The sequence below is a fragment of the Planctomyces sp. SH-PL14 genome (genome assembly GCF_001610835.1).
Taxonomy (GTDB): Bacteria; Planctomycetota; Planctomycetia; order Planctomycetales; family Planctomycetaceae; genus Planctomyces_A.
This window is the reverse complement of record NZ_CP011270.1, coordinates 3520232-3546756: the sequence shown is the minus strand read 5'-3', so window position 1 is coordinate 3546756 and position 26525 is coordinate 3520232. Positions and strand designations below refer to the sequence as shown.

Below are 26525 nucleotides of genomic sequence, written 5' to 3'. Positions count from 1 at the left end.
TCAGGCCTTCCACTCCAGGGCCAGGTCCCGCAGGCGGACGAGCTGGTCGACGAGTTTGGGGACGTCGGTGAGGCGGACCTGGTTCGGGCCGTCGCTGAGGGCTTTGTCGGGATCGGGGTGGGCTTCGAGGAAGACGCCGTCGCAGCCTCCCGCGACCGCGGCGCGGGCGAGGATGGGGACCATGGCGCGGTTGCCGCCGGTGGTGCTGCCGCCGGGGCGCTGGACGCTGTGGGTGGCATCGAAGATGACCGGGCAACCGAGGGACTGCATGACGGGGATCGACTGCATGTCGTTGATGAGCCGTCCGTAGCCGAACATGGTGCCGCGTTCGGTGAGCATGACGTTCGGGTTGCCGGCCTGCTCGCACTTCTTGACGGCGTGGACGACGTCTTCGGGGGCGACGAACTGCGGTTTTTTGACGTTGACCGCGGCGCCGTGTTCGCGGGCCGCTTCGGCGCAGGCGATGACGAGGTCGGTCTGGCGGGCGAGGAAGGCGGGGATCTGGAGGATCTTGAGGACGCGGGCGGCGGGGGCGGCCTGTTCGGGGCCGTGGATGTCGGAGGTGACGGGGAGTCCGGTCCGCTCGGTGACGCGGGCGAGGATTTCGAGGCCCTTTTCGAGGCCGGGGCCGCGGAAGCTGTCGATGCTGGTGCGGTTGGCTTTGTCGTAGCTGGCTTTGAAGACGAGCTGGAGGTTGCGTTTCTGTTTCAGCTCGGCGAGTTCGCCGCTGACGCGGGTGATGAGTTCTTCGTTCTCGATCACGCACGGCCCGATGATGAAGAGCAGCGGTTCGAGCGGTCCGCAGCGATAGGGGCCGACGGGAACGGTACGGTAGGACACGCGATCTCCTCCTGAGTGTTTTGAGAAACTCCTTCGGCGGGGATGATAGTGGAATTGGGTGGGGCCGCGTATCTCGTGGGCCGGAACAGCGTTCTGGCTGGCACGACGTGACTGCGCAATCCCAACGTGCGACGGCAGCCGGGGTCAAGGGGGTCTCACCCCCTTGCCGCCGGAGGCGCTTCCGTGAGGAACCGTGGGACACAGCGGATGTCCCCTTTGTCTCACCGGCGTTGAGGACTCACCGCTCGCTCTGGAATCCCCGCGGGTTGGTGAGGGGGCATCCGGCACGTTGTCCGCGCTTGGACACGCTCTCCTTCAGACATCTCCCGGCGAGACGGCCTCCGGCGGGCAAAGGGGCGTTGCCCCTCTGCACTCCCCACCAGGGTGCCCCTGGACCCCGGCTAAGGGGGACGCTCTGTACGACGTTCGGGCACGTGCTGAAAACAGCGTTATCGGTGCGGCTGCCTCTGTCGTATAAAGACGTGAAGGGACCGTGGCTGTTGATTGAGGGCCAGCGACACATGAACGAGTTTCCGTTTCCCCCACCCGAGTCGCTCGGCCACCTCATCGAGCGACTTTACGCTTGGTTCACGGCCTCCGGCGGGCACCTCGTCGTCATCTTCGTCGCGCTTCTCACGCTGCTGCTCTGGCAGAACCGCCGTCCCGTGACACCGTCGCAGTTCATTCTGTGGACCGCCGTCATCCTCATGGGGGCCGGGATTCTCGAACTAAACTCACTCGCCAAACCCCTGTTGATTGCGATGGGATTGACCGGAGTGGCCTGCACGACCTGGCGTCGCCTTCGCGCGGACCACCCACTCTCCTTGATTCAGACCATCGGGGGACTGATGATGATCTCGTGCATCACCTTCCTCACATGGGCCTTTCATTCGGTTGTCTCGGAAGCCCCGACACCAAGTCGCCGCAGTGTCTGCAAGAACAATCTCAAACAGATCGGACTCGCGCTCCACAACTACGAATTCCGATACCGGCACTTGCCGGCGCTCGCTTCAAACGAGATGACCCATCCGCGCTCCTGGCGCGTCGAGTTGCTTCCCTTCATCGACCACGAGCCGCTGCGCCGTCGCTATCGGGACGACGAAGACTGGAACTCACCGGCCAACACGGAGATCGCCCGGGAGACGACCGCGCGGGTCTACTCCTGCCCGTCCAATCCGCAGCCGACCGACTCGGAACGCCGGTTCTACTCGGCCTACGTTGCTCCCGATGGCCCGGACACGTTCCTGATTCGCGGTCGAGGCCGGCACATGCAGGAAGTCTTCGACGGCACGTCCTACACGATCGCCGTCATGGAGGGGTGTGGACTGGAGATCGTCTGGACGGAACCTCGCGACGCGGACCTCAACGAGGTGCCGATCGGAATCAACCTCCCTGGGAACGAGCCCGGGCGATCCAACGGAGTCATGTCCTCCTACCATTCCGGCGGCGCTCAATACGTGATGGGGGACGGAGCGGTCCGCTTCCTGGGCTCGAACACCGATCCCGCGGTGCTCAAAGCCCTCCTGACCGCCACCGGGGGCGAGACCGTGGACATTCCCGGTCCGTGATCGCCGTGACCTTCTCCTGCCGCGGCGGGTGGACGAGCGGGAGTTCGCGCTTTAGCGTGTCCTGGCGGACTCCAACGGGGAGTCACGTTCCGCATCGCTCGTCGTTGACCCGCTCGCGGCTCAGCAGGAGCTTCGCCCTCCCGTCCCTTCGCTCTGACACCGTTCCCGCCGAATGGACTCCCTTAGCGCAACCCATCGTGCGACGGCCACCCGGTCCAGCGGGACGCTGGTGGCGAGTGGGTTTGAGCATTACATGCTGACCGATGAGTCGCGGTCGCATCCGATGGTGAGCTATCTGGAGGTCGGGCTGGCGGGGGCGGTCGATCTCGATTGTCTCGCCGCGGCGCTGCCGGCGGCTTATGCCCGGCATCCGTTGATGGCGGCGCGGATCGTTCCCCGCTGGGGGCGGTCGCCGCTGTGGGAGCCGGTTGCGACGTTGCCGCCGCTGGCCGTCGTGACCGATCCGAATCGGCATCTCGTTCCGCAGGGCGACGAGTTCCTCGACCTGACTGCTTCGCCCGGGTGTCGGGCGGCGATTGAGACCCGCGGAGAGACGTCGCGGATCCTGCTGTTTGTTCATCACGCGTGCGCGGATGCGCTCGGGATGGTGGCCTTTGTGGTTGACTGGCTGAATGCCTATGGACGGGCGAAAGGGAGCGGCGGCGATGTGCCTCCCGAGTTGCCGCCGCCGGACCTGGATCGTCTGCGGAGTCGGGCTGACCTCGCGGGAGTGCGGTCTCCGCACTCCTTTGCCGAGCGGATGGAGAAGGTCCGGAAAATCCTTCACAAGGCTCGGCCGAAGCCGCTGGCCGGTGCGGTGGGCAATCCGGTGCCGGTGACGCCGCCGGGGCACTGCATCCGGACGCTGACGGCGGAGGAGTTTCAGGAGCTTCAGGCCCGGTCGCGGGCCGTCGGGATGACGATCAACGACCGGCTGGCGTGTGCGATGCTGCGGACGGTTCTGCGGTGGCAGGAGGAGCATGGGCCGGTCGATCCGCGGGATCTCTACCGGCTCATCATTCCGATCAGCCGTCGGACTGCTGAGGACCGGGATCTGCCAGCCTGTAACAAGATCAGCTACAAGTTCCTCGCGCGGACGGCCGAGGCGATCCGCCGGCCGGACCTGGACGCGAAGGTCCACGAGGAGCTCGATTTTCTTCGTCGGCACCGGCTGCAGATTGTCAACGTGCTGAAGATGATCAACCGGTTCCAGCGGCTGCGGCTGACGCGGTGGCTACTGCCGCCGACGAAGTGCTTTGCGACGGCGGTGCTTTCGAACATCGGGGACGTGGCGTCCGTCTTCTCAGATCGGTTGCCGACGCGCGATGGTGTGTGGGAGACGGCGGGGTTGCGGGTGACGTCGCTGGCTTGTGCGCCGCCGCGGCGGCCGTTGACGCACAATACTGTGGTGGCGATCGGTTATGGGGGGACGCTCACGTTGTCGTCGCGGGGGGATGGGCGCGGGTTGTCGTATGCGGCGACGGAGCGGTTTCTGGGGATGTTGACGGGGGAGTTGGTCGGCGCCGGTTCGTGAATGGCTGACGAACCGCGTCCTTGCCGGCGCGGCGCTGATAGCTCAAACCCAACGTGCGACGGCAGCCGGGGTCAAGGGGGTCTCACCCCCTTGCCGCCGGAGGCACTTCCACGAGGAACCGTGGGGCACAACGGACGACCCCTGTGTGGTACCGGCGTTGATTACTCCACGCTCGCCCTGCAATCCCCGCGGGTTGGTGAGGGGGCATCCGACACGGTGTCCGCGTTTGGACACTCACTCCTTCAGACATCTCTCGACGGCCAGGCCTCCGGCGGGCAAGAGGGGCGTCGCCCCCCTTGCATCCCCCCACCAGGGTGCCCCTGGACCCGGCTCAATCAGCAACCGGCCTATTCGTCATCGAGCTCGTTCTTCCTCTGATGCCACTCCTCCAGCGTCATCACAACATCCCGATGCTTCGACCCATTGTGATGCCCCACAATCCCATCCGCCGCCATGTGGTCGATCATCCGCGACGCCCGGCCGTATCCCAGACCCATCGTCCGCTGCAACAACGAACAGCTCCCACGCCCCTCACGAATCACAATCTCGACCGCCTGATCATACTTCGGATCACGGACCCGCGGTCCCTCCTCGTCCTCATCCGATTCCTCGGCCCGGGACGTCGCCTGCTCAATCTCGGCAGAATACTGCGTCGGCTGATCGGCAAAGAACTCGATGACCGAGTTCACCTCCTCGTCACTGACATAGGTCCCCTGGGCCCGCGTCAGCGCGCTGGTCCCAGGTGCGAGATACAGCATGTCCCCGTGCCCGAGCAGCCGCTCGGCACCGTTCTCGTCCAGCACGACGCGGCTGTCGTTCTTGCTCGCCACCTGGAACGCGATCCGCGCCGGCAGGTTCGACTTGATCAGGCCGGTGATGACGTCGACCGTCGGCTTCTGGGTCGCCAGGACGAGGTGGATCCCGACCGCCCGCGACTTCTGCGCGAGACGGATGATGTGCCCTTCGACGTCCTTGCCTGAGGTCATGATCATGTCCGCCATTTCGTCGGCGATGATCACAATGAACGGGATCTTCTCCGGGATGTCGGCCGCTTCCGGATCGTTGGGCGAGATTCCCAGCCGGTCGAGGACCTTCTCGCGGCCCATCTTGTTGTAATTGTCGATATGCCGTACCCCGACGCGGGCCAGCAGGTCGTACCGCTCCTCCATCTTGTCGACCGCCCAGGCGAGGACCGCCTCGGCCTTCTTCATGTCGGTGATGACGGGGTGCATCAGGTGCGGCAGCCGCGTGTACGGGCTGAGCTCGACCATCTTGGGGTCGATCATCAGCAGCCGCACTTCGTCGGGCGTGCGCGTCAGCAGCATCGAAAGGATGAGCGTGTTGAGACACACGCTCTTCCCGGTTCCCGTCCGCCCGGCGATGAGCAGGTGCGGCATCTTGGCCATGTCGACCACGAGCGCGCGGCCGGTGACGTCCTGACCGAGGAACAGCGGAATCCGGATCTTCTCGAGCGCTTCGCCGCCGGACTCCATCAGGTCCCGCATCCGGACCATGACTCGCTTGGAGTTCGGGACTTCGACGCCAACCGTGTTCTTGCCGGGGATTGGCGAGACGACGCGGACCGCCGGGACGCGGAGCGCGATCGCGAGGTCGTCCTGCAGGGCGACGACCTTGGCGACACGGAGGCCCGGCTCGAGGTCGAGCTCGAAGAGCGTGACCACGGGACCGGTGCTGATCTCGGTGACCTTCACGTTCAGGCCGAACTGCGTGAACGTCTTCTCCAGGACGGCGGCGGACTGCTGGGCCTTCTCGGCGAGCAGTTCAAATGGGAACTCTTCCCCCTCTTCGAGGAGGTCGATCGGCGGGAGTTCGTGCGACGTGGCGGACTGCGGAACGCTGACCGGGCAGGCGACCGGCGGGTTGATCTTGAACCCGGACGGCGTCGTGATCGGGAGCGTGACCGCTTCCTCGACCGGCTCAGCCTCGGCGACCGGGGCCAGGCCCGGCGCGAAGAGCGAGAGGAGCGACCGGATCGGGCCGGGGCTCGACGGGGCCGCGGGTTCGGGCTCGACCGGCGGCGCGACGGAGACCGGGAGCGGTTCCGGTTCTTCGGGTTCCTCGTCGAGCGGTTCCGGCTCGGGGGGCGCGACGGGTTCGGGGGCGGGGACGGGGATGACCGCTTCGGCGGCCGGTTTGGGAGATTCGATGAGCGGAGCGTCTTCGACGGTCCGGGCGCGGCGGGTGAGGATCGGGCTGAGGACGAGGACGAGCGGGGCAATCGTGACCGTGTAGGCGACGCGGAGGAACAGCCGGTCGGCGGCGAGCATGAGGCCGGCGGCGAAGATCGTGACGGCGACGATGAGGGAGCCGGCGGTCGAGAGATGCTCCAGCATCCAGGCGCGGCTCCAGGCTCCGACGTAGCCGCCGCTGCCGACGACCGGTCCGCGGCCGAGGGTCGGCATGAGGAGCTGGAAGGCGATGGAGCAGGCGGCCGCCATCATGACGATGCCGAGGACGCGGAGGAGGAGGTCGCTGACGTTCTCGCGGCAGAAGAGGCGGAGGTTGAAGAGGAACAGGGCGGCGACGAGGGCCCAGGCGCCGGTGCCGAAGGCGGTGAGGAGACCGAGGGCGACGGCGGCTCCCTTCTCTCCGCAGAGGTTCTGGATCTGCGGGTTTTGCGGCCAGACCTGCGTGGAGGGGAAGTCGGCGGGGTCGAAGCTGTAGAGGCTGAGCGCGGAGAAGCAGACCGCGGCAAACAGCGCGAGGGCGAAGAGGTCGGTTTTGACGCGGCTGAAGTCCAACATGGCGCGGTCCGCAGGGGTGGGCGCGCTTGCCTCCCTGCCTTCCGCGCTCCGCGCAAGGGTATCACTCGGGTGAAAGCTGTCTTGGGGAAGTCGGGGAATCGAGGGCGATTCCGTCGGGGAGTTTTCCAATGGGGGCGGGACGAGCGGGCGGCACGCGATGTGAGTGTCCGGCAAACCTGGCGGTGAATGACGATCGTGTGCCGGGTGGCAGTGGATTCTGAAACGCGGCTGCCAGATGGCCTCAAGATCGGGGTCCAGGGGGTCACCCCTGGTGGGGAGTGCAGAGGGGCAACGCCCCTTTGCCCGCCGGAGGCCTGGCCGTCGAGAGATGTCTGAAGGGGATCGTGTCCAAGCGTGGACACCGTGCCGTATGCCCCCTCACCAACCCGCGGGATTGCGACGCGAGCAGTGAATTCTCAACGCCGGTTCCACAAAGCGGACGTCCGTTGTGTCCCGCGGTTCCTCACAGGAGTGCCCCCTTGACCCCCGGCTGCCATGGCACGTCGGGTTTGAGCGAGCAGAGTCGTGTCGGCGAGAACGCGGTCATCGGTTGACTTTCCTTCCCTGCACCCCGCAAGATCGGGCTTTGCCGCTCGACCCCGCCAGTTCTGGCATCCTGTCCCGTCGAGCGTCGGTGCAAACACGAAGGCCCGCAGTCGCGGGCGAGGTTCGGATGAACGTGCAGCGCGAAGGATTCTCGCTCGTGGAATTCGTCATCGCCCTCGCGGTGCTGGCGATCGTGGCCGCCATCGCGCTCCCGGCCGTCAACCGGGCCCGCGAGGCAGCCCGGCAGACCACCTGCCTCGACAATCTCCGCCGCCTGGGAGCGGGGGTCCACACCTACCAGACCACCCACAAAGTCTTTCCCCCCGGCCAGCTCAACAGCAAGTTCCTGACGAACGTCGCTCCCGGCTTCTGCGCCGACCCGGCCGAGGCGATCAAGCCGACGCCCGGCGGACAGGGGACGAGCTGGATCGTCCAGGTCCTTCCGCACATCGAGCAGGCGGCCCTGCACAAGTCCTGGAACTTCAAGCAGAACGTCCTGGGGAATGCCCAGGCGGCCTCCGTCGAGATCGCCGGGCTCTACTGCCCGTCGCGGCGGACGAACCTTTCGCCGGCGGTCTACGGGAACGTCCAGCGGGTCGCGGCGGACTGGACCGGCGGGGGGAACGACTACGCCGGGTGCGCGGGTTCCGGGATCGTGTTCGACGACAAGACCCGGGCCACGTACGTCCTGAGCCCCGAGCAGGTCGCGGCGACGGCGGGCGGCGACGGCTGGTCGCCGTATAATCAGGACCCGCTCAACGCCGGGATCTTCGGCGTCAACTCGCGGATCCGGCTGGAGGACATCGGCGACGGAGCTTCGCAGACGATGCTGATCTGCGAACGGCGGCTGACGGATTCAGCCGGCCCGGAGAGTCAGATCAGCAGCGACGGCTGGGCGTGGGGCGGTCCGGCGACGCTGATGAGCTGCCGGCTCCTGCCGCACACCGGGGTCGTGTTCAGCCGCGGCCTGGTCCCCGCCCCTCCGACCGGGGGAGAGCCGGGCCACTTCGACGAAGCGGACAGTTCCCATCCCGGCATCGTCAACGTCTGCCTGGCGGACGGTAGCGCCCGGGCGGTCAGTTTCAACATCAGCCTCAGCACGTGGCGCGAGCTCGGCTCCGCCAACGGCGGCGTCCCGGTCCGGTTGCCGGATTGAAGGCGGGACGAGGGACCAGGGTCTAGAGACTAGGGATCAGACGCCGACGTTTCTCCACTCTTCTCCCTGGTCTCTCGTCTCGAGTCCATAGACCTTTGGCCCGCTCTCAACGAGCTCGACATGACCATTCGATACAACTGCGTCAAATGCGGTCAGCTCCTGAAGATCAACGATGATCTGGCGGGGACGCCGAACAAGTGCCCGACCTGCAAGACGAAGTTCATCGTCCCCAGCCCGTCGACGGCGGCGTCGACGAGCGACTCTCAGCCGAACATCATCTCCAGGCCGGACGATGTGGGGACATCGGGCGCGGTCCCGGTTGTTGCGGCGGCATCGGCTCCGGCCGCGGCGGCCGCCAAGGGGCCGGAAGCTCCGCCGGCTCCGTCGACGGCGACTCCGGTCGCGAGCGCTCCGGCCGCAGCTCCCGCTGCCGCGGCGCCCCCCAAGCCTCCGGCGGATGAGTTCGATCCGACGGACGTTCTGATGGCCGGCGGCCCCAAGAAGGCGCCGGCGAAGGCCGCGGCACCGGAGAAGAAGAACGAGGACTTCGATCCGACCGACGTCCTCATGGGAGACGGCCCCAAGAAGCCCGCGGCCAAACCTGCGGCAGCGGCAGCCGCACCGGCCGGAACTGCGGCGGCCGCCCCCGCGGCGGAGAAGAAGGCCGACTTCGACCCCGCCGACTTCCTGATGGAGGGGAAGCCGAAGAAGGCCGCCGTCCCCGCCCCCTCTCCGGCCAAGAGCGCCCCGGCCGCCAAGAAATCGGATCCTGCTGTCGCGGCCGTTGCGGAAGCCCCCGCGGCCGCCGTACCGGCTCCGGAGGGGGATCCCAACTTCGATCCCGCGGACTTCCTGATGGCCGAGAAGGCCAAGGCGGAGGCTCCCCCGCCGGAAGCTCCCAAGGGACCTCCCGGTCCCGGCGCTCCCCCGGCTCCGCGGCGGTGGGGGACCAGGGCCTCGACCGCTCCTCCCGCGTCGGCTGCCGCGGCCGCCGCTGGCGCCACGCTGGCGGCCGTCGCACCGGCGGTCGTCGCCGATCCCAATCTGGCCGACATGCCCTCCGCGCAGCCGACGATGGTCAAGCTGCCGCAGGAGGCGAAGCGCGAGCCGATCGACATCCGCAAGGCGATCCGGGCCGTCGGCTGGCGGCGGTGGTCGCTCCTCGTAGTGTCCCTCGGGTTCAGCACAGGACTTTACTGGTACCTCAACCAGCCGAAGCTCGAAGTCCCGCCGCTGGGGCAGGTGAGCGGCGTTGTGACGCTGGATGGAAAGCCAGTGTCGGGGGCGACGGTCTACTTTGCTCCGGAGAAGCGGGAGTACAAGCGGGATAAGGTCTCCCGGGGGCTGCCCCTGCGGACCGCGACGGGGCTCACGGACGCCGACGGGCGTTATTCGCTGACCTACGTCGACACCGTGTCCGGCACGTTCCTGGGGACGAACCGGGTCTCGGTCCAGCCGATGATGGACGAAAAGGGGAAGAACAAGGTCCCGACCGCCTGGGGCCGCGAATCGAAGAACACGTTCGACGTCGTCGAGGGGGCCAATCCTCAGTTCGACGTCGTCATGAAGTCGGGAACAGGGAAGTAGGGGATCGCCGGCGGGGGGCCTCGGCGGCGGTCTGTTCCGCGCGGGCGCGGTGACGACCGGTTCGCTCGGATTCCATCGCGAATCCGTCGGCAAAGGATTTGCACCGCGACCCCGATCCGACGTAAATAGACTGAACAGGAGGGAGTCTAGCGACATGTCGACCGCCCATATCCGAGAACTCGACGGCGTCATCCGCTACTCGTTCCGCTGCGTCGAGTTCCGGATGAACTACCCGGACTTCGTGCAGTCGATCGCGTTCCCGGCGCTCGTGATCCTGGAGGTCCTGGCGATCTCCCTGGGGGCCCAGCTCTACGAACTGCTCGTTCTGCTCCCGCTGATGGTCACCGTCCTGGCCATGACGATAGCGCTGCCGTTCTGGTGGCTGTACCGCTACGAAGTCGGCCCCGAGGGGGTCGTCGGCTTCGACCGCTGGGGCCGGCGGCGGCGGATGAAGTGGGACGAGATCACCGGCGTGTCGGCGATCCACCTGTTCGGCTTCCCCTACGCCCGCCTGCTGGCCCCGGGAGCCCCGGCGCTCTGGCTCCCGCTTTCGACGGACGACACCGACGGACTGCGGGACTGCGTGGATCAGCACTGCCCCGCCGGTCATCCGCTGCTGCAGACGATCCGCAAGTCGGCGGTTTGAATACGCGAGGGCCGCGGGCCCGCCGGGGCGCGGGGCCGACGTTCCGGGACAACGAGCCACAGGAGAGGAGAGCGATGTTTCAGGGACTGCGGACGACGATCTATCAGGTGGGCGACCTCACGCGGGCGACGGAGTGGTACACCCAGGCGCTCGGGTTCGGCCCGTACTTCGATCAGCCGTTCTATGTCGGCTTCAACGTCGGAGGCTATGAGCTGGGGCTTCAGGCCAATGCCCCCGCGGCCGGGCCGGTCGAGAATGTCGTGGCCTACTGGGGGGTTGAGGACGTCGCGGCGACGGTGGCGCGGCTCCAGCAGCTCGGGGCGACGGAGCACTCGGCCCCCATGGACGTGGGGGAGGGGATCATCGTCGCCACGGTCCGCGACCCGTTCGGCAACGTCTTCGGTGTGATCCGCAATCCGCATTTCCGCGTTGCTCCGTCCGGCGGATGAGGCCCTCGCCCCGTCCCGGCCTGAGCGAGACGGGAGACTTATGACGACAGGCACGGGATCAGAAGAGGATTCCGGGGACGACGAGGTCTGGGCCGCGCTGCACCAGATGCTGGAGTGCGGCGACTACCGGCGGGTGATCGAGACCACCGAGTCCTGGATCGCCCAGGGGGACGATCACTGCGCGACGCGGATGTACCTGGGGATGGCCCGCTGGCGGATCGGGGACTACCGGAGGGCCCGCCGCTGGTTCCTGGACGAGCTGCGGCGCGAGCCGGACGCCGCGTCCGTAGTGCTCACGGTCAGCACCTTCTACTCCTGCTGCGACGACTGGTGGTATCGGTCCCGGAGGCTCGGGCTGTACTACGCCTCCAAGGGGTTTGCGCTGAGCGACCGCGGCGACTGGACCGCGTACGCGGTGATGGCCGCGGCACTGGCCAACTGCGGTCACTTCGAGGCGGCCGTGGAGTGGGCCGACATGGCGCTCCGTCTGGCGCCGGAAGAAGAGAAAGAGCGCCGCTGGGACCGCCGGCTGGGCTACACCCTCAAGCAGCCGCTCCGGATCTGACGGCGTAGCGGAAGGGCCGTTCAGTAGACCGGGCAGTCCGTGCAGGCGGGACGCCCGCAGCGGCACTGGATGCCGTCGAGGCGGTTGATCCGTGTCAGGTCGAGCTTGGAGAAGTAGGCCCAGTCCATCCGCACGGGACAGTCGTTCACATGGTCGACGAGGTCGTTGTAGTGCTCCGTGACGAAGCAGCACTGGCAGCCCGCCAGAGTGGCGACCGTGAGGACGGCGACCCCCAGATTACCCATCCTGCGCAGCATCGGGGTCATTCCTCCCTGAACGATCGACCTTGCTGTTTGGATCGGCAGGATGGCCCTCGGAACTTCGACGAATAGCCGTCGCGGTGAGTTGTCCGTTTTCAGTCGTCAGTGTCAATCCGGACGCGTTGCGACGGAAAACTGACAACGGAAGACTGAAAACTCTCAGTGCGTATTGAGCAGGTTGAACTGCTGCCAGTCGGTGCCGGTCAGGTTCGGCATCTGGAATCCCTGGACGCCCGGCGGAGGGGTCTGCAGCAGGACCGGGACCGCCTGCGAGGTGGCGGGGACGAGCTGCACCGTCCAGTTCTGCGTGAACGTGTTCCAGTCCTGCGGCCAGTCGTCCGTGTTGGGATAGGGGCCGCTGCGGCTCCCCCCCAGGCTCGTGTAGTAGACCTCCCACCCGATCTCCTCCACGAGCGTTCCGTTGGTTCCGGTGTAGGAGAGATTCCGGAACTGCTCGCGTCTCTTGGGGACGAAGACCCGGGCCTGGGCGTAGGCGAGGGGATTCGACGTGCGGCGGAGAGGACTCTGGAAGAGCGCCGTCCCCTCCTCGGCCCGGTGCTGTCCATAGACGATCCCGACGTACTCGAAGTACCGCGGGTCGTTTCCGCTCGTCAGCGGGTTGCCGTTGTCCGGCCGGAACATGGCGGGGATGTTGTTCGTCGGGTACTCGTCTTCGAGCAGTTGCCGCAGCCGCTCCCGGGAACGGTCGCGGATCTGCGGCGGCATCGGCGGAGGATTGAGCGGGTCCATCCGGTAGTAGTAGTACCGGATCTCGGCCAGCCAGGCCGAAAGCGCCCCGCGGGCCATCCGGTTCCGCTCGTCGACCGCGTCCTGCTGGAGCGCGGCGATCGTCGGATCGAGCGGCACGCCAGCGTCCTGGGGAGGGAGATCCCGTTCCAGGTCGATGACCGGCAGCGTCCGGGTGGCGTAGCCGGTCTCCAGGCTCGGGTCGTTTCCGATGACGACGAGCTGGTTCGTCCACAGCAGGGCGTTGAGCGTCGAGGTGGACCCGGTCGGGCCCCCTCCTCCGGCGCCGTTCGGAAGGCCGTGCCGCCGCGAGATCTCGCCCGCGGTCTGCTGCGCGAGGAGCGGGGTCTGCTGGAGGACGTCGAAGCGGTACTCGCCGACCGCCCGCTCGGCGAGGATCTGTTCGAAGAGCGGCCGCAGCGGCGCGTACTGCCGGGCGTAGGGATCGTCGATCCCCTCCAGGCCGTAGGTCAGCGCGGCGAGGGCGAAGACGTCCCCCTCCAGGTGGTTGGCGAAGGCGACCTGGTTCATCCCGCGGGCCAGCATTCCGGCCCCGGAGCGGGTCGCGGCGTCGGCGGCGTTCTGGCGGCGGACCTTGTCGTCGATCTGCCGGGCGATGTTGATGATCGCCACCAGCAGCATCGTCATCCCCAGCATCACGAAGAGGGAGACGAGGAAGAGGATGCCGCCGCGGCTCCGATGCCGAGCGTGGAGGGAGGACGAGCGATGAATGCGGGATCGGGTTTGCATCGAGTGCGCTGAGCGGTCAGCTATCAGCCGGCAGCAATCAGCAAGAAGGGGCAACGCCGCGGAACGGCGCGCCGGCTCCCGCTGAAAGCGGACGGCTGACCGCTGAAAGCTCTAGTCCAGCCGCTTCACGCGGATGTTCTTGTAGTACACGGTGCTGCCGGGATCGTGCCCCTGGAGGGCGAAGGTGCCGCTGTCGATCTTGCGGGTGAAGTCGTTCCCCGCGACCTTGTCGGCCGGCTCTTCGTAGTCGACCACGACCTTGTCGTTGAGCTTGATCGTGACGTGCTTGTCCTTGACGGTGATCGTCTCGGTCCACCACTCGCCGTCCGGAATGTGCTGCTCCTTGACATCGGAGACGGCGTAGAGGCTTCCGGACTTCCGCGGATCGGAGTTGTAGGAGTTGTTGACCTGGGCCTCGAAGCCGTACTTCGGCCAGCCCTCTTCCTGGAACTTCGTGTGGAAGTAGATCCCGCCGTTGCTGTTGTTCTCGGCCTTGCAGTCGACCTTGAGCTCGAAGTTCTTGAACGGCTTGTCGTCGCCGACGTAGAAGATGTGGCTTCGGTCCCCCTTGGCGATCAGCATGCCGTCCTTGAGGGTCCAGGTCTCCTTCTTCTCGTTGATCTTCCAGCCGTCGAGGCTCTTGCCGTCGAAGATCACCTTGAAGCCCTCTTCGACCTTGTCCGCCGCCGGGACCGTCACGGGGGCAGTGAATCCGAATGCGACCAGCGCGAGCGCGGCCAACGTCTTACGCGACACGAGACACCTGCTTTCTCTCTAGATCGACAACCGAAAGACCGGGCCGCGGCCTTCTGGCGAAGCCGCGCGCCGAATCCACTCCAGCACGCCGCCGCAGTGGATTCCACAAGAATTTGACCGGGACGCGCCGGAGTTGCAATTGCGAGGCAACTTTCAATGATGGCCGGGTCCTTGGTTCACAGTTGTCAGTCGTCAGTTCTCCGCCATCCGTTTCCCGCCCCGAGTTGTTCGACCCTAGTCCCCAGTCCTTCTCCCAATGCCTTCGTCCGATCGTCCGCTGTTCGCCGAAGACGCCCTGCAGCGGTTCGTCGCCGACGGGGGCGGGGGGGGCGGCGACGGGATGTCCGACGAGGAGGCGCTCGCCTTCCTGGCGCCGGTCGGGTTCGAGCAGCCTCCGCAGGCGCTGCGGCGGCTCCGCAAACTCGCCGCCGGGGAGAACGAGCGGGGGGAGTTCGTCCGCCTGCTCCTGCCGCTGCTCTACGCCTTCACCGACGCCGCCTCGGCCGACAGTTCGCTCATCAACTTCGAGCGGTTCGTCTTCCAGGAGCCGGACCGGCTGGCGCTCTACCGCAAGCTGGCGGACCAGCCGCGGTCGGTCGAGATCCTGGTGAAGCTGTTCGTCGGGAGCCAGTTCCTGACCGAGATCCTGCTGCGGAACCCCGGCTACCTCGACCGGCTGACGCAGCACCAGCGGCTGCCGGAGATCAAGAGCCGCGAGCGCTTTGCCGAAGAGGCCAGGAAGGCGGCCGAGCCGTGCGGGACCTACGACGAGCGGCTGATGGCGGTCCGGCGGTTCCAGCAGTGGGAGACGCTGCGGCTGGCCGCCTGCGACACCTTCGGCCTGATGGACCTCAAGGCGGTCACGCTGCAGCTTGCCCTGCTGGCGGACGCGATGACGCAGGTCTGCCTGGGGTTCATCCGCAAGGAGACCGGGATCGCGGCGGAGGACTTCGTCGTCCTGGCGTTCGGCAAGCTCGGGGGCGAGGAGCTGAACTACAGCTCGGACCTCGACTTCGTCTTCCTGTGCGAGAAGGAGGCGGAGCGGTACTGGGGGATCGGGCAGAAGCTGATCCGGGCCATGACCGAGGCGACGGCCCTCGGGTTCATGTACCGCGTCGACATGCGGCTGCGGCCGTGGGGGAAGTCCGGCCCGCTCGTCTGCACGGTCGCGTCGTACCTCGACTACCTCAAGAAGAACGGGCAGCTCTGGGAGAAGCAGGCGCTGCTCAAGGCGCGGCCCATCGCCGGGAACCTGATGCTGGGCTACAAGGCCCTCAACAAGATCGACGACATCATCTTCGACGTGGAGCCCGACGAGGTCCGCGAGAGCGTCCGGGACATGAAGGCGGGGATCGAGACCGCGCTGGAACGGAGCGGCCGGCTGTGGGGGCAGGTCAAAGGGGGGAAGGGGAGCATCCGCGACGTCGAGTTCCTGACCCAGTACCTGCAGCTCGCCTACGGCGGCCGGGAACGCCGCCTCCGCAGCAAGGGGACGCTCGACGGGCTGATCCGGCTGGCGGAGTTCGACTTCATCCAGGCCGACGAATACCGGCAGCTCTCCGGCGGGTACGTCTTCCTGCGGACGGTCGAGCATGCCCTGCAGCTCCTGCACAACCAGGCGGAGCACGCACTCCCGGACAATCCCCGCGAGCTGGCCTATCTGGCGGGCCGGCTCGACTTCGCCGGCGCGGCGGGGTTCCTGCAGCACTTCGAAGGGCACTGCCGGGCGATCCGCGGGATCTTCGAGAAGTACATCCTCGACCGGAAGGAGGCGACGGCCTCGCCGGTCCGGAACGTGCCGGCTTCGGTGAACCTGCATCTGGGGGACGCGGCCGCCTCCTATCAGGACGTCTATTCGCCGGAGCAGACCCGGCGGCACCTGGAGATGCTCCAGGAGCTGAGGGACGACCGGATCGTCCGGGTCCGCGCCACCCCCCGAACCGAGGGGCTGTGGGAGCTGACGCTCGTGGGGTACGACCAGCTCGGGGAGCTGTCGGTCATGTGCGGGCTGATGGTGGTCCACGGGATCGACATCCAGTCGGGCTTCGTCCTGACCGGGGCCGAGATTCCCGAGCGGCTCATGAGCAGCCCCGGCATGCCTCCGACCGTCCGGCGGCGGCGGAAGTTCATCAACGTCTTCCTGGTCCGGCCCTCGAACCCGAACCCGCCGCCGGAGATCTGGACACGCTATGAGCAGGAGCTGCAGGATCTTCTGCAGCGGATGCGGGGGGAGCATGCCCAGGACATCCCGGCGCGGCTGGCCCGCCGCGTGGCGCAGTCGATCGATCCGGCGGGGGTCGACGGCCGGACGCTGCTGCCGGTCAGCATCACGATCGACAACAACGCCGCCCCCGACGCGACCGTCCTCCACATCCGGGCAGAGGATACGCCGGGCTTCCTCTACGAGCTGACGAACGCGCTGGCGCTGACCGAGATCTCGATCCAGAAGGTCATCATCCAGTCGCAGCGGAACCAGATCCACGACACGCTCTACGTGACGGACCGCCACGGGCAGAAGATCCTCGACTTCAAGCGGATCAACGAGCTGCGGGCGGCGGTGGTGCTCATCAAGCACTTCACGCACCTGCTGCCGCAGTGCCCCAATCCCGAGACCGCCCTCCTGCACTTCCGGGAGTTCCTGGCGCAGCTCTTCGAACAGCCCGACTGGCTCGATTCGCTCGCTTCACTCCACCAGCCGGAGGTGCTGGAGACGCTCTCGCGGCTGATGGGGATGAGCGAGTTCCTTTGGGCCGACTTTCTCAAGCTCCAGCACCGGAACCTGTTCCCGGTCGTCACCGACGTGACCGCTCTCAAGCAGCGGAAGACGCTCGATGACCTCACTCGCGAGCTCGACGCGCAGCTGGCGGCGGCGGAGACCTTCGAGGCCCGGCGGGCGGCGCTGAATCTGTTCAAGGACCGCGAGATGCTGCGGGTCGACCTGCGGCACATCACGAACGCCCAGCCGCACTTTGCGCTGTTCTCCCGCGAGCTGACCGACATCGCCGAAACGGTCGTGAACGCGGCGGTCCGGATCTCGCTCGAGGAGCTGACTGCCGCGCATGGTCTGCCGCGGACTGCGGGGGGGGAGGAGTGCCGGTTCTGTGTCTGTGCGCTCGGGAAGTGTGGCGGGCGGGAGCTGGGGTTCGCTTCCGACATCGAGCTGCTGTTCCTGTATGAGCACGACGGGCAGACCGACGGAGCGAGTCCGACCGGCAACACGGAGTTCTTTGACCGGCTGATCGACATGTTCCGGAAGGCGATCGATGCGCGTCGGCAGGGGATCTTCGAGATCGATCTGCGGCTGCGTCCGTATGGCCGCGCGGGGAGCCTGGCGGTGTCGGTGGAGACGTTCGAGCGGTACTTTGGGCCGGCGGGGCCGGCGTGGCCGTTCGAGCGGCAGGCGCTGGTCCGGCTGCGGCCGATCGGCGGGTCGCCGGAGTTTGCGGAGCAGGTTGTGGCGGTCCGCGACCGGCTGATCTACACCGGTGCGCCGTTCGATGTGGCGGCGATGCGGGCCATGCGGCAGAAGCAGATTACTCAGCACGTCACTCCCGGGACGTTCAATGCCAAGCTCAGTCCCGGGGGGCTGGTGGATATCGAGTATCTCGTTCAGGGGCTGCAGATCACTTACGGCGCGGAGTTTCCGAACCTGCGGGTGACCAATACCCGCGAGGTGATGAAGGAGCTGGAGCAGGCGGGGATCTTGACGACGGCGGAGCGGATCGAGCTTCGCGATGCGTATCGGTTTCTTCGGCGGCTGATTGATGCGCTGCGGATTGTGCGGGGGGATGCGCGGGACCTGACGGTGCCGTCGGCGGAGTCGGACGAGTATGAGTTCCTCGTGCGGCGGATGAAGCTGTTTAATGATACGAAGGATCTGGGGCGGGATATTGAGCAGTATTCGGCGGCGGTCCGGCAGATTGCGGACCGGTTGTTTCATCGGATTACGCCGCGGAGTGCGGTGGTGAGTGTGGAGGCGCCGCCGCCGGTGGAGGCCGTGCCAAAGAAGGCTGTCAAGAAGGCGAGCCGTCGCAAAGGCCAAGCCTGACTGCTTTTCACCGGGTCCAGGGGCACCCTGGTGGGGAGTGCAGAGGGGCAACGCCCCTTTGCCCGCCGGAGGCCTGGCCCGTGGAGCACCGTCCCACAAGGCGGACGCCCGTTGTGTACCACGGTTCCGCATAGAAGCGCCTCCGGCGGCAAGGGGGTGAGACCCCCTTGACCCCGGCGGCCGTCGCACATTGGGTTTGAGCCGGCGACGCTGTGCCGGCAAGAACGGCTTATGCCGGCGCCTTGGCTATCAGCTTCACGATGCGGATCTGATGGTCGAAATGGGCCGTCGCCACCTGCAGTCCATCCGGATGCAGGTCCAGATCCCGCGCCAGACCCGGCAGACCCAACCGATGAAAATCCTTGTCCGCATCCGCCTTCCAGAACAGCAGATGCCCCCCCGACGCTCCGCCAGACACCGCCATCGCCGTCCCGTCTGACAGGAACCGGATCCGCCACAGCAGACCGTTCGGAATCCCATCGGCAATGAACGACCGCACCACCTCCTGATTGTCCCAGCGGAACAGCATGGCGTGCGGCTCATTCACCCCGGCAAACGCATTCGTGCATTTATGCAGTCCGCACGCCACCAGGAACTCACTGTTCCCGCTGACCGCCATCCCCCGAATCCCCCCGTAATCCGCCAGGAACCCGGCGTCGTAATACCGCAGCGTCTTGCCATCAAAGGTCCGCGCCGCCTGCCCCGTCGCCAGATCCCACTGCTTCACATAACAGGCCAGGTCCGCCGACAGCAGGAACTGCCCTCCCGGGTGGAACTCCAGCGAGTAGACGTGCTTCTCATGCCCCGGCAGCTCACGGACCAGCGTCCCGTCCGCCATCTTCCAGCTCCGGACGACGAGGTCGTTCCCCCCCGTCGCCAGGAACTGCCCGTCCGGACTCACCGCCAGCGCCCGGATCCACCCCTTGTGGGCCTCGACCGTGCGGAGCGGCTTCGGCGCGGCGGCCTCCGTCCCGGTGGCCGCCGTCTCCCACCACACGATCCGGCCATCCCCGCCGCCGGAGATGACCTGCCCGCCGTCCTTGGAGAAGGCGATCGCCATGACCCACGACTCGTGAGCCCCGGCGAAGAGCTGCTTCTTGCCGTCCGCCTCGCCGAGCGTGAACCGGATCAGGTTGTGATCCTGCGCCCCGGCGAAGACATACCGCCCCAGCGGATCGAACCGGCACGCGATCATCGGCCGGTCGTGTCCAAACTGCGTGGCGACGTGGGCTTGTTTGACGTCGAGCATGAGAGGGAGGGGTTAGGTGCCAGGGGCCAGGTGGGGAAAGGCCGTTTGGAGACCGGTGGATCGCTTTACGCCAGCACGTCCTTGATGACCTGCACGGCGGGATCGGCGATCGGCATCGCTCGGCCGTTGATGTCGAAGGAGCCGGTCGTGTCGACGCCGCACGCCTGCAGGTAGGTGTGGAACAGCTGGCCGTGATCGACCTGTCCCTCCGAGACTTCCGTGCCGTTGGCGTTCGTCTTGCCGAAGACCGAGCCCCGCTTGATCCCGGTCCCGGCGAGAGCCACCGACCACGCCTTTGACCAGTGGTCCCGCCCGAAGGCCTGATTGATTCCCGGCGTCCGGCCGAACTCCGAGAGGACGACGACGAGCGTGCTGTCGAGCATCCCCCGCGCGGCGAGGTCCCCGATCAGCGTGGCGAAGGAACGGTCCCATTCACCGAGCTGCTCGATGTGGAAGTTGAAGTTCTCGTGGTGCGAGTCGTAGTTCGAGTGCGAGACCTGGACGAAGGTGATCCCCTTCTCCAGGAGCCGGCGGGCGAGCAGGCAGTGCCGGCCGAAGTCGTGCTTGCCGTACCGCTCGACATCCTCGGCCGGCTCCTTCGTGACGTCGAACACCTCCCGCTGCGCCATGAGCTGCTGGGCCTGCTCGTACGAGTAGGTGTAGGCGTCGGTCACGGCGCTGCGGCGGCGGTTCAGGAACCGGTCGTTGACCTTCCGGCGGAAGTCGTTGCGGGCCGCGTCCATCTGGTCGGTAATGTTGGCCGGGCGGGTCGTGTTCTGCGGCGGGTTGCCGTTCCCCATCGCGATGCTTGAGTACCGGGGGCCGAGATAGGCGGAGTCGTTCCCGCGGCCTCCTCCGCCGCCCGGCGTGACCACGATGTGGCCGGGGAGCGAGCTCGTTTCCGGGCAGAGGGCCTTGGCCGCGACCGCGCCGAGCTGGGGGAAGTCGGAGGCGGGGGACTGACGTCGCCCCGTCATCATCATGTAGGCCCCCTTGCCGTGGTCGTCCTCGGCGGTGTTGACGCCGCGGATGAGACACATGTGATGCATCTGCTGCGCGGTCATCGGCAGCAGCTCGCTGATGTGGATCCCTGGGACCGAGGTGGCGATGGCCCGGAACGGCCCGCCGGTGTCGGCCCCCGGCTTGGGGTCCCAGCTTTCGAGCTGGCTCAGCCCGCCGTGCATGTTGACGACGAGGATCCGCTTCTGGGCCTTCGCCAGCTGCTCCGCGGCGGCGGGACGGGCCAGGAGACCGAGTCCCCCGACGACGGCCGACGTCCCGGCGACGAGATCCCCCAGGAACTGGCGGCGCGCCACACGGTGCTCATCGGACTGGCAGGCGTAGTGAGCTTTCATGGGAGGTCTCGGGGAGGGATGGGGCGAGATGTATGAAGTCCCGTCAGGGACGACCGAAAATCGCCCCCCGTTTCAACGGGGGCGGGGCTTCGTGATTCCGTTCGGTAGTCCCGTCAGGGACGAAAGACCCGACGGGCGGTCTCGTGTTGAATCGTTGAAGGACTTCGCGGGAGGTTCTGCCGTCCCTGACGGGACTCGATTGAGTTCGGGCTCTGATCCCCACCCTTGAAAGGGTGGGCTATTTTCTTTCGTCCCTGTCGGGACTGGGGCAAATCGCTGCTGACAACGAATCGGCACCGACGAATGGTTCCTGATCACTGACCACTAACAACGGATGACTGACAACTGACAACAACTTCCCTCAATGCCCGAACCGGAACTCGGCGGACGTGAGGATCGCCCACGCGAGTTCCTGAACCGCGACCGCTTTGTCGGCCGCGCGGGGGGCGAGGTAGTTCGTGACGTCCTGGATCTCTTCGGGAGTCGGGTCGCGGGTGAGCAGCGTCAGGTACAGGTCGCTGGCGGCCTGCGCCGGATCGGCCTGGTTCATCATCCGCTCGGTAACGTTGCCTCCCGCGGGCGAGACCCAGCTCGTGACGACGCCCGCGTTGGCGGCGAAGAGGGCCTGGTCGACGGTGGCGAAGAAGTCTCCCTGCGGCTGACCCGCCGCGGCGCCGTAGACGGCGACGAACGAGCCGACCGTCCCCTTGAGCTTGTCCCACGTCCGCTGCTCGATCGCGATCTGCCGCGCCTGGACCTGGGCCGGGTCCTGCTGGGCTTCGGGGGTCATGGGAGCGGTCTTGGCCAGCTCCGCTTCCTCGGTCTTCCAGTAGCGGTCGTAAACGCCGGTCACCTGCAGGATGCTCCAGCAGAGCTGCTCCGGCGAGAGCGGCTTCAGCGGCGCGGCGGTGAGGTCGCTCGACCAGCGGTCGACGAGCTCGGTGCGAAGTGCGGCGAGTCCAGCCTGCGCCTGGTCCGCTTCCGCCTTGGCGGCGGTAACGGCCCCCTGGGCGGTGGCGGTTGCCTGCTGACGCTTGGCCATCTCATCGTTGGCCCCCTTGAGAGTCGCTTCGGCCGCCGTCTTCTGTTCCTGGGCTTTGGCGAGCGCCGTCTGGGCTGTCTGCACCTGCGTCTGGATCGCGGCAAGCCCCTGCTGGAGCTCGTCGGAGCGGGCCTTGAGCTTCTGGGCCGCCTCGGTCAGGACGGGGTCCTGCGAGAGCTTGACCCGGGCCGCCTCCGCCTGCGTTGCCGCCAGCGCAACGGCCGAGGCGATCTCGGTCTGCTTCTGCTGCTCCGCCTGCAAGACGGCGAGGGCCTGTCCGGTCGTCGTGACGACCAGGTCCGCCCCCTGGACCTCCGCCTGCCGCTGCGTGACGGTCGGGGCGTACTCGTCGGCCGTCTTCTGAGCCGTGAGGACCTCGGCTTCCTTCTGCGGGATCGACTGGGCGAGAACGACTGCCTGGTCGGCCTTGGGTTTCATTCCGGCGAGCGACTTCACCGTCCCGAGCTGCCGCTCCAGCGCCGCGGCCGAAGTGGCGGCGGCGATCTGCTGCTGCCGGGCGGCGTAGAGGGTGACCTCCTTGGCCGAGAGGTCCTGCAGCGACGGGGCGAGGCGGGTGTCGACGGCGGCAACCGCGGTCCGCTCGGTGGTCAGTTCCGCCGCCGGGGCCTGCATGGCGGCGGTCTTCTCTTCGACCGACTTCTGGAGCGGCGGGAGCTCCGCCGTGACCTGGGTCAGCCGGTCGATGAACTTCTGATTGGCCGCGATCAGCTCCTGGTCCTGCGGCAGCTTGGCGACGACCTCCTTGGTCTTCACCACGGCATCGGTGATCGACTGGATCACCCCCTGCTTGGCGGCGACCTGGGCCTCGGCGTCCTGCATCGCCTTCTGGGCGGCGTCGAACTTCTTGAGGCTCTCTTTGGCTTTGGCCTTCGCCTGTTCCCGCTCGTTCGCGACCGGGAGGAGCGCCGCTTCGGCGGCGTCCCGCTCCGTGAGGGCTTTCTCATAGGCGGCGTCCGCCGCGGACTCCGCGGCTTTCGCGGCCTGGACGGTGCTTTCGAGCTCTGCGACCTTCGGCGCCATCGCGGTCGAGGCGGCCAGGAGGTCCGCCGTCACGTCGAGCGAGCGCTGGTAGACCTGGGTCAGGGCGAGCTCCCGCAGGAAGGCCCGGGTGTCGAAGTTCATCGCCGCCAGCCGTTCGCCGAGCTGCTTCATCAGCTCCGGGTGGAGCGGCGGGTTGTCCGAGTGGTGCAGGTCGACCGGCTGGACGAGCCCCCGTCCCATCATGTGGGCCCACAGGCGGTTCGCCATGTTCTCGTTGAAGGGGCGGTAGGTTCCGTCGGTGGCGAGGTTCGCGAGCTGCTGCCGGAGGCTGAACTTGGGGACCGGCCGGACGTTGTCGGCGGGGCGGACCGTGTACTCCTCGCCGACCGGGAAGACGGGGTCGGCGATCGCCGGCCCGAGGACGAGCCGGGGGCGGGCGAGGTGCTTGGTCCCCTTGATGAAGACGGACTCGTACTGGAACTCCTGTCCCGCCTGTTCGCCGTAGTAGGCGACCGATTTGTCACCCTCTTTGATCGTCACGAGGACGCCGGGGTTGAGGCAGGCCAGGAGGCTCTGGTAGTCGAGCTGGTGGTAGTCGTCGATCAGCGGGTGGTCGTGGCACTGGGCGCACTGGAGGTCGCGGCCGAAGAAGATGCGGCTCACGTCGCGTGTCAGGAGGTTCGGTTCTCCTTTGCGGTCGAGGTAGAACCGTGCGGCGGCCCGGAGGGCGGGAGTGGCTCCGTCGGCCGAGAGGATTTCGCGGGCCAGGAGGTGGAGCGGCTTGTTGGTCTTGAAAGACTCGAAGAGGTAGGCGTGCCAGTCGTCCTGCGGGATGTGGGTGTTGCCCCGCCGCTCCATGAGCAGGACGTCGAAAACCTGGGCCATGTGCCGGGGAAAGGCGGGGCCGGCGAGGAGCTGGTCGACGATCGCCGTGCGTTTGGCGGGGTTGGGGTCGGCGACGAAGGTCTTGGTCTGGTCGAGCGTGGGGGGGACGCCGGTGAGGTCGAGGTAGATCCGGCGGACGTACTCGTGGTCGCTGACCAGCGGGGACGCGGGGCCGGTGGCGGTTCCGGCGAGGGCCGTGTCGATCTGTTCGTGGAGGGTGGCCTGGGCGAAGACCGGCGCGGCGAGGCTGAGGAGAGCCAGGGCGATGGTCAGGGCGGGCAGGCGACGGCGGAAAACGTGGCGGATGGGCGCCAAGGTGGGGTTCTCCGAAGGAGGTGTTTGCCGCCCAAGGTGGGAATGGGGAGGGGGCAAACGCATAAGCCGCATCTGATGAACATAGTTTGCGATTTCAGGAGCGTCAATTCGCGTGTTTGGGGTGCGTGTTCAAATGAGCAGATACATACCAGGGTCCAGGGGGGACCCCTGGTGGGGAGTGCAGAGGGGCAACGCCCCTTTGCCCGCCGGAGGCCCTCTCGTCGAGAGATGTCTGAAGGAGTGAGTGTCCAAGCGCGGGCGAGGTGTCGTATGCCCCCCTCACCAACCCGCGGGGAGTCTTCAACACCGGTTCCACAAAGGGAACGTCCGTTGTGTCCCACGGTTCCTCACAGGAGTGCCTCCGGCGGCAAGGGGTTGCCCCCTTGACCCCGGCTGCCGTCGCACGTTGGGTTTGAGGTAGCAGTGCCGTGCCGGCCAGCGCGCTGTTTGAACGACCGCTCTTCAGAACGAAACCGACTGCCGCCCGGCCTGCTCCCGATCGGCCACCGCCGCTCCCCGATGCACTTCCTTCTCCGGCCCCTCGCCACCCACCCGGACAACATACGTCCCCGCCCCAAACACCCCCGGCTGAAACCGCGATCCGCTGATCCGAACCGTATAGAGGGGAACGTCCGTCGCCACGTCCCGCACCTGCACCACCGGGTTTACTGACCCGTTGAAGACGAGCTCCGGCAACCAGTGCGTCGGACGGCGGCCATCGTTGTCGCTCGCCTTCACCGTGATCGGCCACCCGGGGAACTGCGCGGGCCCTCCCTCCGCCCCCGCAAACCGCGGCCAGCACTCGAACACGATCTCCCGCGTCGACTTCCGGAACCGCACGAGACCATACCCGTCCGCACGGCGCTTCTCGTCGGCGATCTCCTCCGGGTTCGCATAGGCCAGCATCGAGATCCGGTTCCCCAATCCGTCCCGGAAATCCCCGGTCCACGGCAGCGGCGAACCGGCGACCGGATTCGGCCCCGCCTGCTCGTTCTCCGGATGCCACCACCGTCCGTAGATCGTGTTGACGAGTGCCGGACTCGTGAACCCGTACGGCCCGTCGCCGAACTCGCCGATCCCGTGCTTCACCACAACCGCCAGATGCTGGTCGCCGCACAGATGGACCGCCTGGGCTCGCCGCAATTCTTCGAGCGCCTTGTCCCGCCCCGTCTGCGGCCAGCCGTTGCAGTCGAGGTCCGCCAGGAGCCGATCGGTCCGCTTCCCGTGCATGTGGACCGCGCCACAGAACGCCGTCTGCGAGAGGACGCATTTCATCTCCACCCCGGACCAGTCTTCGCCCCAGTTCCGGAGAAACTTCAGCTGGCGATCGCCCAGCAGCTCGAGTCCCGGCAGGTCGATCGACTTCGGATCGTAAGTCGGGTCGTTGATGTGGTCCGGCCGCGGTCCCTGCTGCGGGATCTTTCCCTGCGGTCCGGTCTTGAACTTCCGGTCCTCCAGGATCGCGAAATCGATCCCGGCGACCCGCAGCCGCGTGAAATAGACCGTGATCCCCCGCTCGACCGGTGCGGGGTCGACCGGATCGGGAAGGTGCCACGTCTGCTGCCGCTGGACGAGGTTTACGTACTCCACCGGATAGAAGTAGCCGCCGTCGGCGTTCGCCTTCTCGACCGACCGCTTGCCGTTCTCCCCCCACAGGTTCGGATGGCCCACATCGTGATCGTCCGGGATCGTGACCGTCGGCCGGTCCCGCAGGACGTCCCGGAACTGAAGGCCAAACTCGATCCACCCCGCGGTGTGCTCGGTGTGGCGATAGGTCTGGTCCCCGGCGAAGAACAGGAGATCCGGGTCCTGGGCGCGGAGGTGGTCGACGATCTCGGCCCGGCCCCCTCCGGTGCGGCTCGAGTTGCACGACATGTTGGCGACGACGATCTCGTCCTTGTCGACCGGGTCGCGGCGGATCGTCCCTTCGAACAGGGCCGTCTCGCCGTGGCGGACGCGGTAGCGGACCTCCTGCGTGTTGTCCCACTTCGCCAGGCGGAAGTGGGCGCTCCATCCGGGGAACAGGACCTCCGCCCGGGCCGCCTCGCGCCACTGACTGTCCTGTTCCAGCTCCAGCCGGACCTCACGGGACTCGTCAGGCTTCAGGGGAAAGAGCTGGACGGTCAGCTTGAGGACGTCGCGGTCGTGCGTGTAGAGAGCGAACGCGACGACTTCGTTCCGCGGGACGTCCATCGCGGGGGGCGGATTCGGGCCGCGGGGGGCGGGCTTCTTCCACCAGTCCCCGACCGCCAGCGAGTCGAGGTTCGGGAACTCGTCCGAGAACGGCCGGGCCGGGTTAGTCCTGGTCTCCACGGCCGCCGCGCCGCGATTTGTGCCGCGGAAGGCGGCCCACAGAGCGGCCGCCTGGAGGAACAGGCGGCGGGTCAAGGCGCGGAAGGTCGGCATGGTGTCAGCCGTGGGACGGAGGTCCAGCAAGGAGCGCGGGGGACTCGGCTCTAC

Annotated in this window: 17 protein-coding genes; 8 read left to right on the top strand and 9 right to left on the bottom strand. The window is 67.1% G+C overall.

All coding sequences use genetic code 11. From position 1 onward, the window contains the following. Window positions 1-840, bottom strand: a complete 840-nt coding sequence (kdsA, locus tag VT03_RS13815; RefSeq protein ID WP_075093514.1) for a 3-deoxy-8-phosphooctulonate synthase — start codon at window positions 838-840, stop codon at window positions 1-3. 521 nt (window positions 841-1361) lie between these two features. On the opposite strand from kdsA, the gene VT03_RS13810 reads away from it, so the two are divergent. Both VT03_RS13810 and VT03_RS13805 read left to right on the top strand, forming a co-directional pair. Continuing rightward, a complete protein-coding gene (locus VT03_RS13810) occupies window positions 1362-2408 on the top strand; it encodes a DUF1559 domain-containing protein (RefSeq protein WP_075093513.1) in 1047 nt (348 codons plus the stop codon). Window positions 2409-2661: 253 nt separating this feature from the next. After that, complete coding sequence (locus tag VT03_RS13805; RefSeq protein ID WP_075093512.1) at window positions 2662-3942, top strand: hypothetical protein; 1281 nt, start codon at window positions 2662-2664, stop codon at window positions 3940-3942. 347 nt (window positions 3943-4289) lie between these two features. Here VT03_RS13805 and VT03_RS13800 read toward each other — a convergent pair whose 3' ends face one another. Beyond that, complete coding sequence (locus VT03_RS13800; RefSeq protein ID WP_075093511.1) at window positions 4290-6707, bottom strand: DNA translocase FtsK; 2418 nt, start codon at window positions 6705-6707, stop codon at window positions 4290-4292. A gap of 673 nt (window positions 6708-7380) precedes the next feature. Here VT03_RS13800 and VT03_RS13795 point away from each other — a divergent pair. The 5 genes from VT03_RS13795 (at window position 7381) to VT03_RS13775 (ending at window position 11656) form a co-directional block, all read left to right on the top strand. After that, window positions 7381-8409 (top strand): DUF1559 domain-containing protein, encoded by a 1029-nt coding sequence (locus VT03_RS13795; protein ID WP_075093510.1) that lies wholly within the window; start codon window positions 7381-7383, stop codon window positions 8407-8409. Between the two features lie 120 nt (window positions 8410-8529). Further along, window positions 8530-9996, top strand: a complete 1467-nt coding sequence (locus VT03_RS13790) for an Ig-like domain-containing protein (protein WP_075093509.1) — start codon at window positions 8530-8532, stop codon at window positions 9994-9996. Window positions 9997-10150: 154 nt separating this feature from the next. Then, a complete protein-coding gene (locus VT03_RS13785) occupies window positions 10151-10642 on the top strand; it encodes a hypothetical protein (protein WP_075093508.1) in 492 nt (163 codons plus the stop codon). Between the two features lie 74 nt (window positions 10643-10716). Continuing rightward, window positions 10717-11091, top strand: coding sequence for a VOC family protein (locus VT03_RS13780; protein ID WP_075093507.1), 375 nt, complete (start codon window positions 10717-10719; stop codon window positions 11089-11091). A gap of 40 nt (window positions 11092-11131) precedes the next feature. After that, entirely contained in the window at window positions 11132-11656 is a 525-nt protein-coding gene (locus VT03_RS13775) for a hypothetical protein (protein ID WP_075093506.1), read from the top strand. 20 nt (window positions 11657-11676) lie between these two features. On the opposite strand, the gene VT03_RS13770 is transcribed toward VT03_RS13775, so the two are convergent. The 3 genes from VT03_RS13770 to VT03_RS13760 all read right to left on the bottom strand — a co-directional run bounded on the left by VT03_RS13770 (window position 11677) and on the right by VT03_RS13760 (window position 14169). Continuing rightward, window positions 11677-11913, bottom strand: coding sequence for a hypothetical protein (locus VT03_RS13770; protein WP_075093505.1), 237 nt, complete (start codon window positions 11911-11913; stop codon window positions 11677-11679). Window positions 11914-12075: 162 nt separating this feature from the next. After that, window positions 12076-13413 (bottom strand): Tad domain-containing protein, encoded by a 1338-nt coding sequence (locus VT03_RS13765; RefSeq protein ID WP_075093504.1) that lies wholly within the window; start codon window positions 13411-13413, stop codon window positions 12076-12078. Between the two features lie 111 nt (window positions 13414-13524). After that, the gene (locus tag VT03_RS13760; protein WP_082846191.1) at window positions 13525-14169 is read right to left on the bottom strand and encodes a DUF1080 domain-containing protein; all 645 of its coding nucleotides are present in this window, start codon (window positions 14167-14169) and stop codon (window positions 13525-13527) included. A gap of 256 nt (window positions 14170-14425) precedes the next feature. Here VT03_RS13760 and VT03_RS13755 point away from each other — a divergent pair, with 256 nt between their 5' ends. Next, complete coding sequence (locus VT03_RS13755) at window positions 14426-18217, top strand: hypothetical protein (protein WP_075093503.1); 3792 nt, start codon at window positions 14426-14428, stop codon at window positions 18215-18217. A gap of 229 nt (window positions 18218-18446) precedes the next feature. On the opposite strand, the gene VT03_RS13750 is transcribed toward VT03_RS13755, so the two are convergent. From VT03_RS13750 to VT03_RS13735, 4 genes are all read right to left on the bottom strand, one after another. Beyond that, complete coding sequence (locus VT03_RS13750) at window positions 18447-19466, bottom strand: WD40 repeat domain-containing protein (RefSeq protein WP_075093502.1); 1020 nt, start codon at window positions 19464-19466, stop codon at window positions 18447-18449. Between the two features lie 65 nt (window positions 19467-19531). Next, a complete protein-coding gene (locus tag VT03_RS13745; protein WP_075093501.1) occupies window positions 19532-20821 on the bottom strand; it encodes a DUF1501 domain-containing protein in 1290 nt (429 codons plus the stop codon). 361 nt (window positions 20822-21182) lie between these two features. Next, window positions 21183-24065, bottom strand: coding sequence for a DUF1549 domain-containing protein (locus VT03_RS13740; protein ID WP_075093500.1), 2883 nt, complete (start codon window positions 24063-24065; stop codon window positions 21183-21185). Between the two features lie 462 nt (window positions 24066-24527). Then, complete coding sequence (locus VT03_RS13735; protein ID WP_075097109.1) at window positions 24528-26471, bottom strand: hypothetical protein; 1944 nt, start codon at window positions 26469-26471, stop codon at window positions 24528-24530. Between the last annotated feature and the right edge of the window lie 54 nt (window positions 26472-26525).